12 protein-coding genes and 1 pseudogene are annotated in these 11,782 nt (G+C 73.1%); 4 read left to right on the forward strand and 9 right to left on the reverse strand.

What is annotated here, in order from left to right:
• Positions 1-132: 132 nt before the first annotated feature.
• The 3 genes from ACSUPV_RS13865 to sigE all read right to left on the reverse strand — a co-directional run bounded on the left by ACSUPV_RS13865 (position 133) and on the right by sigE (position 4,218).
• Positions 133-1,854: a trypsin-like peptidase domain-containing protein gene (locus tag ACSUPV_RS13865; RefSeq protein ID WP_436949900.1), complete on the reverse strand. Its 1,722-nt coding sequence runs from the start codon at positions 1,852-1,854 to the stop codon at positions 133-135.
• A gap of 619 nt (positions 1,855-2,473) precedes the next feature.
• Positions 2,474-3,523 carry an anti-sigma factor family protein gene (locus tag ACSUPV_RS13870; protein WP_436947573.1) on the reverse strand — a complete coding sequence of 350 codons (1,050 nt, stop codon included), beginning with the start codon at positions 3,521-3,523 and terminating at the stop codon, positions 2,474-2,476.
• Positions 3,520-4,218, reverse strand: coding sequence for an RNA polymerase sigma factor SigE (sigE, locus tag ACSUPV_RS13875; protein ID WP_037766263.1), 699 nt, complete (start codon positions 4,216-4,218; stop codon positions 3,520-3,522). The genes ACSUPV_RS13870 and sigE overlap by 4 nt, the downstream gene beginning before the upstream one ends.
• 234 nt (positions 4,219-4,452) lie before the next feature.
• Here sigE and ACSUPV_RS13880 point away from each other — a divergent pair, with 234 nt between their 5' ends.
• The gene (locus ACSUPV_RS13880) at positions 4,453-5,151 is read left to right on the forward strand and encodes an O-methyltransferase (protein ID WP_359786788.1); all 699 of its coding nucleotides are present in this window, start codon (positions 4,453-4,455) and stop codon (positions 5,149-5,151) included.
• Positions 5,152-5,269: 118 nt separating this feature from the next.
• On the opposite strand, the gene ACSUPV_RS13885 is transcribed toward ACSUPV_RS13880, so the two are convergent.
• Entirely contained in the window at positions 5,270-5,437 is a 168-nt protein-coding gene (locus tag ACSUPV_RS13885) for a DUF3117 domain-containing protein (protein WP_003966491.1), read from the reverse strand.
• Positions 5,438-5,589: 152 nt separating this feature from the next.
• Positions 5,590-5,754 (reverse strand): hypothetical protein, encoded by a 165-nt coding sequence (locus ACSUPV_RS13890; protein WP_359786546.1) that lies wholly within the window; start codon positions 5,752-5,754, stop codon positions 5,590-5,592.
• Between the two features lie 67 nt (positions 5,755-5,821).
• On the opposite strand from ACSUPV_RS13890, the gene ACSUPV_RS13895 reads away from it, so the two are divergent.
• Complete coding sequence (locus ACSUPV_RS13895; protein ID WP_436947575.1) at positions 5,822-6,625, forward strand: enoyl-CoA hydratase/isomerase family protein; 804 nt, start codon at positions 5,822-5,824, stop codon at positions 6,623-6,625.
• Between the two features lie 35 nt (positions 6,626-6,660).
• Here the strand turns inward: ACSUPV_RS13895 and ACSUPV_RS13900 are convergent, their stop codons facing one another.
• Both ACSUPV_RS13900 and ACSUPV_RS13905 read right to left on the reverse strand, forming a co-directional pair.
• The gene (locus ACSUPV_RS13900) at positions 6,661-7,281 is read right to left on the reverse strand and encodes a DNA-3-methyladenine glycosylase I (protein ID WP_051649136.1); all 621 of its coding nucleotides are present in this window, start codon (positions 7,279-7,281) and stop codon (positions 6,661-6,663) included.
• The gene (locus ACSUPV_RS13905) at positions 7,278-7,667 is read right to left on the reverse strand and encodes a DivIVA domain-containing protein (protein ID WP_359786542.1); all 390 of its coding nucleotides are present in this window, start codon (positions 7,665-7,667) and stop codon (positions 7,278-7,280) included. The genes ACSUPV_RS13900 and ACSUPV_RS13905 overlap by 4 nt, the downstream gene beginning before the upstream one ends.
• Before the next feature lie 162 nt (positions 7,668-7,829).
• Between ACSUPV_RS13905 and folP the strand changes: the two are divergent.
• Positions 7,830-8,689 (forward strand): annotated as a pseudogene (gene folP / locus ACSUPV_RS13910) (dihydropteroate synthase).
• Between the two features lie 42 nt (positions 8,690-8,731).
• Here folP and ACSUPV_RS13915 read toward each other — a convergent pair.
• Together ACSUPV_RS13915 and dapE are read right to left on the reverse strand one after the other, a co-directional pair.
• Positions 8,732-9,490, reverse strand: a complete 759-nt coding sequence (locus ACSUPV_RS13915; RefSeq protein ID WP_037766257.1) for a TIGR00730 family Rossman fold protein — start codon at positions 9,488-9,490, stop codon at positions 8,732-8,734.
• A 119-nt stretch (positions 9,491-9,609) separates the two neighbouring features.
• A complete protein-coding gene (gene dapE / locus ACSUPV_RS13920; protein WP_037766254.1) occupies positions 9,610-10,689 on the reverse strand; it encodes a succinyl-diaminopimelate desuccinylase in 1,080 nt (359 codons plus the stop codon).
• Positions 10,690-10,774: 85 nt separating this feature from the next.
• On the opposite strand from dapE, the gene ACSUPV_RS13925 reads away from it, so the two are divergent.
• Complete coding sequence (locus ACSUPV_RS13925) at positions 10,775-11,755, forward strand: heavy metal transporter (RefSeq protein WP_436947576.1); 981 nt, start codon at positions 10,775-10,777, stop codon at positions 11,753-11,755.
• Positions 11,756-11,782 lie beyond the last annotated feature (27 nt).

Consider the following 11,782-nt stretch of genomic DNA (forward strand, 5'->3'; position numbering starts at 1 on the left):
GTCCGGGCCGGCTCCACGGTACCCGGCGATCCTGTCCGACCGGTACCGTCCCGAGACCTCCGAGTGCGGCCGGTGGGAGCGCTTTCCCGATTGTTTGCCTTGTTCGTCCCTGTAAGCCCCGGTCATCACGGCTCAGTCCCCGCCGGAGGAGCCGAGGACGAGCGACACCGTCCGCTCCTTGCCGCCCCGCTCCAGGGTCAGCTCCAGCCGGTCGCCGGGGCGGTGCGCACGGGTCTTGACGATCAGTTCCTCGCCGGAGTGGACGCGCTGGCCGTCGACCTCGGTGATGACGTCACCGGCCTTGATGCCGGCTTCGGCGCCCGGGCCGCCCGCGGTGACCGGCGGCCCGCCCTCGCTGCCCCGGGCGGCGACGCGGGCACCGTCGCCGCCGTACTCCATGTCCAGGGTGATGCCGATCACCGGGTGAGTCGCCTTCCCGGTGTTGATCAGCTCCTCGGCGACGCGCTTGCCCTGGTTGATGGGGATGGCGAAGCCGAGGCCTATCGAGCCGGACTGTCCGCCGTCCAGGTCGGAGCCGCTGTCCGCCGAGCGGATCGCCGAGTTGATGCCGATGACCCGGGCCTTGGCGTCGAGCAGGGGGCCGCCGGAGTTGCCGGGGTTGATGGGCGCGTCGGTCTGCAGCGCGTCGACGTACGACACGTCGCTGCCGTCGCCCTTCTCGCCACCGGCCGTGATGGGCCGCTCCTTGGCGCTGATGATGCCGGAGGTGACGGTGCCGGCCAGGTCGAAGGGGGCGCCGATGGCCACGACCGGGTCACCGACCTGCACGTTGTCGGAATTGCCGAGGGGCAGGGGGGTGAGTCCGCGGACGCCCTTCACCTTCACGACGGCGAGGTCGTAGCCGCTGTCCCGGCCGACGAGCTCGGCCTGGGCGGTCTCCCCGCCGTTGAAGGTCACGGTGATCTCGCCGCCGGATCCGGCGGGCCGCACGACGTGGTTGTTGGTCAGGATGTGCCCGCGGGTGTCGAGCACGAAGCCGGTGCCGGTGCCCTGTTCGCCGGAGCCGCTCACGTGCAGGGTGACCACGCTGGGCAGGGCCCGCCCGGCGATCCCGGCCACACTGTCCGCGTCCCGCCCGGCGGCCTCCTTCCCGGCCTGCGGCAGCTCGACGGTCCCGACGCCCCCGTTGCGCTCCAGATACGTCCCTATGGCACCCCCGATGCCCCCCGACACGAGCGCGAGCAGCACGGCCCCGCCCACCAGGGCCTTCCGGCCCCGCTTGCGCCGCTGTTCCGTGGTGGGGACGGCGGCGCCGTTCTGCTGGAGCGGGGCGAGGCCCCCGGGCGGCGCGGGAGCGGCCCAGGGGTCGTAGCGCTGCCAGGGGTCGGGGGCGGGTGCCGGGGGCGGGACATCGGCGTGGACCGGGGCGGCCGGCACCGGTGCGGGGACGCCGGGCGCCTGCGGCTGCGGCTGCGCAGCGGGGACGTGGGAGGACTGCGCCGGTACCACCGGCGGGGCGGGCGGGCCCGGGGCGCTCGCCTGCCCTGGCACCGCCACGCCCTGCGTCGCCGTCGCGGCCGGGTGCTGAACCGGCGGCGCGGGCGCCCAGGGACCGGGTTCACCGTAGGGCGGTGTGCTGTACGGGTCGGGATCGTGCAGGGGCTTGGGCGCGACGTCGACCGGCACGGCGGGCGGTCCGGACGGGGCGGAGGCGGAGGCCGGAACGCCGCCCCTGGGCTCGGCGGAGGCCGTCTCGATACCGGCATCCGCGGCACTCCCGGCGACGGAAGCCCCGGCGGACGCGCCCGCGTCGACCCGCGCAGCGGGCAGTCCGGACGGAGCGGAGACGGAAGCAGGAACGCCGCTCCCGGCCTCGGCCGAGGCGGAAGCCATCCCGCGGCCGGCATCCGCGGCACTCCCGGCGACGGAAGCCCCGGCGGACGCGCCCGCGTCGACCCGCGCAGCGGGCAGTCCGGACGGAGCGGAGACGGAAGCAGGAACGCCGCTCCCGGCCTCGGCCGAGGCGGAAGCCGTTTCGACACCGGCATCCGCGGGGCTCGCGGCGGGCGAAGCCGTCTCGGTGCCGGAGCCCGTGGCGCTCGCGACGACGGGAGCACCGGCCGGCGCATTCTCGGCCGCCGCCTCCTCGGGGCGCCTCAGCTCGTAGTCACCGGCGTCGTCCTGCTGCCGTACGGCGGGCCGGGCCAGCTCGAAGTCCCCGTCGGTGTCGACGGAGGTCGGCGGGGGCGTCGCCCGCCCCGCGGCCTCGGCCGGCTCCGCCGCCACGGGCCCGTCCGTGCTCTCCGGCTCCCCCGACGGGCCCTGCGGGCGTGGACGGCTCCACCACTTCGCTTTCGTGGGCTTCCCCTCGTTCATGCTCTCCCCACAGCACAGCCGCGGCACGGCTCGTCGGCGGTGGCCGCAGTTCGTCGAATCGGCGCCCGGCCGGCCCTCGGCCGGGGCGCCACCCCCGGGATTCAATCAGGTTCGCGGGCCGGTGCGCAGAGGCCGGTCAGCGGGCCGCGTGCGAGGAGGAGGGCGGAGAGGGGGACGAGGTGGTGTCCGGGAGGGGCACGGCGAGCAGGGGCGCCGTGATCTCGGGGACCGCCGCCCATGAGTGCAGGGGGGCCGGCGGGGCCGCATCCAGCGGGCGTATCAGCGGGGACATGACGGCCGCGCCGGCCACCACCGGGGCGGTCAGCGCGTGCACCACCTGGTGCCGGGCGGCGGAGTGCGGCACTCCGGGCAGCAGGGGCGCGGACACCTCGGTCGGCGCGGCGGCGGTGTCGCCGAGCGCGCTCTGGCCGTGCACCTGCCCGAGCAGCGGCGCCACGGCCCGGCGCCGCTGGGATTCGGGCGCCGTGGCGGCGCCCGTGCCCGGCGTGCGCATCGGGGTCACGTTGCTTCCCGTGCCGGAGCCGCCGCGGGCTTCCGCGTCGGTCGGGCTGCCGGTGGTGACGCCGCCGAGGGCGATCGCCGCCAGGGACACGGCCCCGGCGGCCACGAAGGCGAACCGCAGCCGCGAGGAGGATCGGTCCGTCTCGTGCCGGCCGACGTCGTGGATCCGGAAGCCCCGGCTTCCCGACGGCAGGCCGCGCTGGTCGGAGGGGAGGCCGCGGTCGCCCCCGGGGCGGCGCCCGTCCCCCGCGGAGGACGGCAGCACGGGCAGGTGCGGCCGGGACGGGGCGTACCCGAACTCGAACCGGTCGCCGCGCTTCACCCCGAAGGCGCCGGACGATCCGAACCGTCCGGACAGTCCACCGGGCAGCCCTCCCCCGCCCGGCGGCAGGTCGTCACCGTCCGGGCCGCCGCCCGCGGGTAGTCCCTGCAGGCGGGCCAGGAAGCTTTCGGAGGGAGGCGGCGGGGCCGCTTCCGCGAAGACGTTCTTCAGCCGGCGCTGGGCGTCCACCTCCGCCTTGCACTTCGGGCAGGTGGCCACGTGCGCCAGTACGCGCTCACGCGCGTCATGACCGAGCTCTCCGTCCACCAGGGCGGAGAGTCGGTCTCCCAGGTGCTGCTCTGCGAGGTGTCCCTCGGAAGCTTTCGGCCGTGATCCGCTCACGCGCTCGCGCCCCCTCCTCCCAGGGCGGGAACACGCGGCACGAAGGAGCGGCGCTCGGCGCGCGCCTCCGGGGAGCGGTGCGCGAGGGCCTTGCGCAGCTGGGAGCGGCCGCGGTGGATCCGCGAGCGGACCGTGCCGAGCTTGACGCCGAGGGTCGCGGCGATCTCCTCGTACGACAGTCCTTCGATGTCGCACAGGACGACCGCGGCGCGGAACTCGGGGGCGAGGGTGTCGAGGGCCTGCTGGACGTCCGCGTCGAAGTGCGCGTCGTTGAAGACCTGCTGGGGCGTGGGCTCCTTGCTGGGCAGCCGCTCGGCCGCGTCCTCGCCGAGCGCGTCGAAGCGGATGCGCTGCTTGCGGCGGACCATGTCCAGGAACAGGTTCGTGGTGATGCGGTGCAGCCAGCCCTCGAAGGTGCCGGGCGTGTACGTCGACAGGGAGCGGAAGACGCGGACGAAGACCTCCTGCGTGAGGTCCTCCGCGTCGTGCTGGTTGCCGGTCAGACGGTAGGCGAGCCGGTAGACCCGGCCGCTGTGCGTGCTGACGATCTCCTCCCACGTGGGCGGAGTCCACGCCTGCCCGTCCGCGTCGGTGGTGAAGGTCGCGGTCTGGGCGAAGCCGGCGGCGTGGTGGTCAGCAGCGGTGTCGTTCACGGATGTCGGCCTGCCCGCTGATCCGAGGAAGCGCCGGAGCACTCCTCCGCGATCCACAGGCGCAGCCGCACCTCCCCTGTCAGCTCTGGTGGTGTCCAGTGGAGCCCCTACCATAGCCACCTCGCCCGTTAGGACCGGATAAGCGGTTTTACGAGAATTTGATCTGGGCTGATACGCCTCGTACTGCTGCGTCGGCACTTGCTCGGCGTCCTGATCCACTGCCTGCCCCCCGTCCCGGCCCGCGCCGCTTGCTCATCCCTCTAAACGACCGGTCCCATCTGCGGGTTCCCGGGCCCAACGGATACAGTCACGCCCAGGCATTCACGGGGACAGGAGAGGGTCATTACCGGCAACCGGCAGACGAGCTGGGCGTTCGCCGACGCCTATGTCGCCGAGGACGAAGCGCTGCGCTGGGCCCGGGACCGGGCCCGTGAGGCAGGGCTGCGCTCGGTGTCGCCCGGCACGGGCGCCGCGCTGCGGTTGCTGGCCGCGTCCGTCGACGCGAAGGCCGTCGCGGAGATCGGGACCGGCTGCGGCGTCTCCGGCATCCACCTCCTGCACGGCATGCGGCCCGACGGTGTGCTGACGACCGTGGACCCGGAGCCGGAGCACCAGCAGTTCGCCCGCCAGGCCTTCCGCGCCTCGGGCTTCGCCAGCAACCGGGCCCGCTTCATCCCGGGCCGCGCCCTGGACGTGCTGCCCCGCCTGGCCGACGCCGGCTACGACCTCGTCTTCTGCGACGGCGACCGCCTCGAGGTGATGGACTACCTCGCTGAATCGTTGCGGCTGCTCCGCCCCGGTGGCCTGGTCGTCTTCGAGGGCGCCTTCGCGAACGGCCGGACCGTGGACTCCGGCCCGCAGCCCACCGAGGTGCTGCGACTGCGGGAGCTGCTGCGCGCGGTGCGCGAGAGCCAGGAGCTGGTGCCGTCGCTGCTGCCGGTGGGCGACGGTCTGCTGTGCGCGGTGAAACGGTAGCCCGCGGGCACGTTAGCGGAACGCAAGCCGGGGCAGGCGAAAGTCAGCGGTGAGAAAACAGCCGCCCCGGCACCTCATGTGATGCCGGGGCAGCTGAAAGGGTATGGTCGCTTGCGCGTCAGCCGACGACCTTCTTGAGGGCGTCGCCCAGGGCGTCGGCCTCGTCCGGGGTCAGCTCGACGACGAGCCGACCGCCGCCTTCGAGCGGAACGCGCATGACGATGCCCCGCCCCTCCTTGGTCACCTCGAGCGGGCCATCGCCCGTCCGCGGCTTCATGGCCGCCATGCTCGTTCCCCTTCCTGAAACCCAGCTCATCGTCAAAGCCGACGGCCCTGAGAAGGGCACACGTGCGGTCCTTGTGGCAGGACACGCGACACCGGCATCGAACACATTGCTTCCAAGCCATTATCCCGCATCGCAGGACCCGATGACCAACATCAGTAGGCATCGCTTGGGCAACGCACGCGAGCAAAACCACTCAATTCGGCGATGAGACTGCGATACTCCGCCGCCGTGCTCACATCCACCGAACGGATCCGGGTGAGAATTCTTTGACGCAGGTCACACGTCCGGTCCGGTCCGCGGTCGGCGATCTCCGTCATGCTGTCCTGCAGACCCGGGACGTACCGGCCGGTACGTCCCCGAGCCGCGACACGGAGGGGATACGCCATGGCCGACACCGTGCTCTACGAGGTGAGCGACGGACTCGCGACGATCACGCTGAACCGCCCGGAGGCGATGAACGCGCTGAACGTGGCGGCCAAGGTCGCCCTGCGGGAGGCGGTCGAGTCCGCGGCGGGCGATCCCGCCGTACGGGCGGTGCTGCTGACCGCCGCCGGTGACCGGGCGTTCTGCGTCGGACAGGACCTCAAGGAGCACATCGGCCTGCTGGTCCAGGACCGGGAGACCGGCTCGGGGCAGACCATGAGCACGGTGCGGGAGCACTACAACCCGATCGTGCGGGCACTGGCCGGGGCGGCGAAGCCGGTCGTCGCCGCGGTGAACGGGGTGGCGGCGGGGGCGGGCTTCGGTTTCGCGCTCGCCGCGGACTACCGGATCGTGGCGGACACGGCGGCGTTCAACACATCGTTCGCGGGGGTCGCCTTGACCGCGGACTCCGGGATCTCCTGGACGCTGCCCCGGGTCGTCGGACCGGGACGCGCCACCGACCTGCTGCTTTTCCCGCGGAGCATCAGCGCGCAGGAGGCGTACGACCTCGGTGTCGCGAACCGGCTGGTGCCCGCCGGTGAGCTGCGGGCGGAGGCCGAGAAGGTGGCGTGGGCGCTGGCCGAGGGGCCGACGGTGGCGTACGCGGCGCTGAAGGAGTCGGTGGCGTTCGGGCTGACGCACTCCCTGGAGGAGGCGCTGGAGAAGGAGGACGAGCTGCAGACGCGGGCCGGGTCCTCCGAGGATCACGCGATCGCCGTGCAGGCCTTCGTCAACAAGGAGAAGCCCAAGTATCTGGGCCGGTGAGCTCGGGGCCTTCGCGTCGTGGGGAGCTGCGGGTGCTACGGGGTCGATCGCGCAGTTCCCCGCGCCCCTGAAAGGGCGCTTCTCGCCACGCATGCTGCCAGGTGATCGTCGACCAGGCCGCACGCCTGCATCAGGGCGTACGCCGTCGTCGGGCCCACGAAGCGGAGGCCTCGCTTCTTGAGGGCCTTGGACAGGGCCGTCGACTCCGGGGTGACGGGCGGTACGTCCGCGAGCGTCTTCGGGGCCGGGCGGGTGGCCGGGTCCGGGGCGTGGGACCAGATCAGGGCGTCCAGATCGCCGGGGGACCACTCGGCGAGCACGCGCGCGTTGGCGAGGGTCGCGTCGATCTTGGCCCGGTTGCGGATGATGCCGGCGTCGGCCAGGAGGCGCTCGCGGTCCTCGTCCGTGAAGGCGGCCACCGAAGCGATCTTGAAGTCGGCGAAGGCGACGCGGAAGCCCGGCCGACGGCGCAGGATCGTGATCCAGGACAGACCGGACTGGAACGCCTCCAGGCTGAGGCGCTCGAACAGCGCGTCGTCGCCGTGGACCGCGCGGCCCCACTCCTCGTCGTGGTACGCCACGTACTCCGGGGCGGACAGGGCCCAGGGGCAGCGCAGCGCGCCGTCCGGGCCGGCGAGGGCGGCGCCGTCGCTCACGGCCGGTCCTCCTGCCTCGGGGCGGGCTTGTCCATGGAGACGTGGTGCTCCCCGGACGCGTGCATCGGGCCGTGGGCGGAGGCCGCTCGGGCGCCCGCCAGGGCCGACTCCAGGTCGGCGATGCGGGCGTCGCGTTCGGCGAGCTCGGCGCCCAGGCGGCTGAGGGCGTCGTCCACGTCCGCCATGCGGTAGCCGCGGGCGGCGAGCGGGAAGCGCAGGCCCTCCACGTCCGCGCGGTCGACCGGGCGGTCCGGCGGCAGCGGGTCACGCAGCCGCTCGGGGGCGGCCTCGGGCAGCGGGCCGTTCTCTCCGCCGCCCACCACGGCGAGGGTCACCGCGGCGACCACGACGGCGAGCGCGACGACCAGGAACAGGAACATAACCATCGCGGGGCCCCCACGGTCGGATGGATCGGACTCCACGGACTCCTCGAAGCCCTCGGAGTCCTCCGAGTCGGATGTTGTCAGGCTCCGATCGTGCCATGCGACTCCGACAGTTAGGGTCGCAGGCGGCGGAAGACGGGGACGTACCAGGAAAGGTCACAGGGAATGCTCAGGCTGGGCAGGCGGGAATTCGGGCCGCACGAGCCGGTGATCATGGCGATCGTGAACCGGACCCCGGACTCCTTCTACGACCAGGGCGCCACCTTCCGCGACGAGCCGGCCCTCGCGCGCGTGGAGCAGGCCGTGGCCGAGGGCGCCGCGATCATCGACATCGGCGGGGTCAAGGCGGGGCCGGGCGAGGAGGTCACGGCCGCGGAGGAGGCCCGGCGGACGGTCGGGTTCGTGGCGGAGGTACGGCGGCGGTTCCCGGACGTGATCATCAGCGTGGACACGTGGCGGGCCGAGGTCGGCCAGGCCGTGTGCGAGGCCGGGGCGGACCTGCTGAACGACGCGTGGGGCGGGGTCGACCCGGGGCTCGCGGAGGTCGCCGCGCGCTACAAGGTCGGGCTCGTGTGCACGCACGCGGGAGGTGCGGAGCCGCGGACCCGGCCGCACCGGATCGAGTACGACGACGTCATGGCCGACATCCTTCGGGTGACGGTCGGGCTGGCCGAGCGGGCGTTGGCGCTGGGCGTGCCACGGGAGTCGATCATGATCGACCCCGGGCACGACTTCGGGAAGAACACGCGGCACAGCCTGGAGGCGACGCGGCGGCTGGACGAGATGGTCGCCACGGGGTGCCGGTGCTGGTGTCGCTGTCCAACAAGGACTTCGTCGGGGAGACGCTGGACCGGCCCGTGAAGGAGCGGGTGGTCGGCACGTTGGCGACGACGGCCGTGTCCGCGTGGCTGGGGGCGCAGGTGTACCGGGTGCACGAGGTCGCGGAGACGCGGCAGGTGGTGGACATGGTCTCGGCGATCGCGGGGCATCGGGGTCCTGCCGTCGCCCGGCGCGGGTTGGCCTGACCGAGTACCAGGGGGCTCCATCCCCCCCGGGGCCCCGGGCCCCTACCTGCCCGCCTCCTTCGACACCAGCGCCACCGCCTCGTCCACGTCGTCCGTCACGTGGAACAGCAGCAGGTCCTTCTCCGCCGCCTTGCCCTGCGCGATCACCGTGTCGCGGAGCCAGTTCACCAGGCCGCCCCAGTACTCCGTGCCGAAGAGCACGATGGGGAAGCGGGTGACCTTCTGGGTCTGGACGAGGGTGAGGGCCTCGAAGAGTTCGTCGAGGGTGCCGAGGCCGCCGGGCAGAACGACGAATCCCTGGGCATACTTGACAAACATCATCTTCCGCACGAAGAAGTAGCGGAAGTTGAGGCCGATGTCGACGTACGGGTTCAGCCCCTGCTCGAACGGCAGCTCGATGCCCAGGCCGACCGAGATGCCGCGCGCCTCGACGGCGCCCTTGTTGGCCGCCTCCATCGCGCCGGGGCCGCCGCCCGTGATGACCGCGAAGCCCGCGTCCACCAGCCCTCGCCCGAGCCGGACCCCGGCCTCGTACTCGGGCGAGTCCGCCGGCGTCCGGGCCGAGCCGAACACGCTGATCGCGGGCGGGAGTTCGGCGAGGGTGCCGAAGCCCTCGATGAACTCCGACTGGATGCGCAGTACGCGCCAGGGGTCGGTGTGGACCCAGTCGGAGGGGGCCCGCTCGTCCAGCAGCCGCTGGTCGGTCGTGCTGGCCTGTACCTGATCCCGCCGCTGGAGGACCGGGCCCAGGCGCTTCTCCTCCGGCGGCTGCTTCTTCCCCTCGGGGTTGCCGGTCGCCATGTGCGCTCCCTCCGTCGTGCCTGTCGTTCCACCTCAGCGTAGATCTACGCGGGTTACGAACGAGGGACGTGAGCATGTCCGCGATGAAGCGCCGTAAACACGATGGCGTCCCGGCGAGGTCAGGCGGTCAGCCAGTTCCGCAGCCGCTCCTCGCCCGCGAGGATCTTCGCGACCTCCACGCGCTCGTCCCGCTTGTGCGCCAAGTGGGGGTTGCCCGGGCCGTAGTTGACCGCCGGGACGCCCAGGGCCGAGAAGCGGGAGACGTCGGTCCAGCCGTACTTCGGCATCGGGGTGCCGCCGACCGCCTCGATGAACGCCTTGGCCGCCGGGTGGGACAGGCCGGGCATCGCCGCGCCGCTGTGGTCGACGACCTCGAACTCCGCCACCCCGCAGTCCGCGAAGACCTCCCGGACGTGGGCGACGGCCTCCTCGGGCGTGCGGTCGGGCGCGTAGCGGAAGTTGACGGTGACGACGCACTCGTCGGGGATGACGTTGCCGGCCACTCCCCCGGTGATACCGACCGCGTTCAGGCCCTCGCGGTACTCCAGGCCGTCGATCACCGGCCACCGGGGCTCGTAGGAGGCGAGGCGGGCCAGGATCGGGGCCGCCGCGTGGATCGCGTTGGAGCCCATCCAGCCGCGTGCCGAGTGGGCCCGCTCGCCCGTGGTCTTCAGCAGCACCCGCAGCGTGCCCTGGCAGCCGCCCTCGACCTGGCCGTCCGACGGCTCCAGGAGGACCGCGAAGTCGCCCTCCAGCCACTCGGGGTGCGCCTCGGAGACGTGCTTGAGGCCGTTCAGCTCCGCGGCGACCTCCTCGTTGTCGTAGAAGACGAAGGTCAGGTCGCGGTTCGGGGCCGGGACCGTGGCCGCGATGCGCAGCTGCACGGCGACGCCCGACTTCATGTCGCAGGTGCCGCAGCCCCACAGGACGCCGTCCTCGTCGAGCCGGGAGGGGACGTTGTCCGCCACGGGGACGGTGTCGATGTGTCCGGCCAGGATCACCCGCTCCGCGCGGCCCAGGTTCGTGCGGGCCACGACGTTGTTGCCGTACCGGTCGACCGTCAGGTGGGGCAGCGCGCGCAGCGCGGTCTCGATCGCGTCCGCGAGCGGCTTCTCGGTGCCGCTCTCGGAGCGGAAGTCGACGAGCCGGGCGGTGAGCTCCGCGGCGTCCAGCGTGAGGTCAAGCGAGGTGTCGGCCATGCCGTCGACCCTAACGCGCCATGCCCGGTGCACACCTTCCCCACCCGGCACATGGCACTCCGTACTCTCCAGTACCTTGTACGGCGTGCCAGAGCCGTCCTCTTCCAAACGTCGTGGCCGCCTCTTCCGATGCGGGTCCGCTTTCGTGATCCTGCTCGCGGTCGCCGGTTACCTCGTCGTGCAGTACGTCACCGGGGGCACGGGCGAGCCGGGCTGCAAAGTCGTCTCCGGCAAGGGCGACGGGGCGTCGTACGCCTTCACGCCCGAGCAGGCCGTGAACGCGGCGACGATCACCGCCGTGGGCACCGCGCGCGGCCTGCCGGAGCGGGCCGTGACCATCGCGCTGGCGACCGCGCTCCAGGAGTCGAGCCTGCGCAACATCGACCACGGCGACCGGGACTCCCTCGGCCTGTTCCAGCAGCGGCCCTCGCAGGGCTGGGGAACGCCGAAGGAGATCATGGACCCGACGTACTCGGCGGGCGAGTTCTACGAGCACCTGGTCAAGGTGCCCGGCTACACGCGGCTGCCGCTCACGGTCGCCGCGCAGCGCGTGCAGCGCAGCGGTTTCCCGCAGGCCTACGCCAAGCACGAGCCGGACGCCGCGCTGCTCGCCGCGGCCCTCACCGGGCAGTCCGCGGCCACGCTGACCTGCGAGGGCCGCCCGGCAGCGACCCGGGCGACGGGCCCGGACGGGGTGCGGGCCGCACTCGCGCGGGACTTCGGGCGCGATGTGCTGGAGCCGGCCGGCGCCGAGGTGGGCACCTCCTCGGCGGCCACGCCGTCGCCGTCGCCGAGCCCCGCGGAGGGGGACGGCGGCCGGACGGTGACGCTGCCGGTGGCGTCCGACACGAGTGCGGCCGGCGGACGGAGCCTGGACCAGCGCGGCTGGCAGCTGGCGCACTGGGCCGTGGCCAACGCCTCCGAGCTGCACATCGCGCGGGTGACGTACGCGGGCCGGGAGTGGGTCGCCGGGAACACCGCCAGCGAGTGGCGGGACGCCCCGACGAAGGGCACCGCGGGATCGCAGCGCAACGCGGACGCGGTCCGCATCGTCACGATGGGCTAGCTCGCGCAAGGGTGCGGGGACTCACCC

The sequence above is a fragment of the Streptomyces sp. SudanB52_2052 genome (assembly GCF_964272415.1).
In the GTDB taxonomy this organism is placed as follows: domain Bacteria; phylum Actinomycetota; class Actinomycetes; order Streptomycetales; family Streptomycetaceae; genus Streptomyces; species Streptomyces olindensis.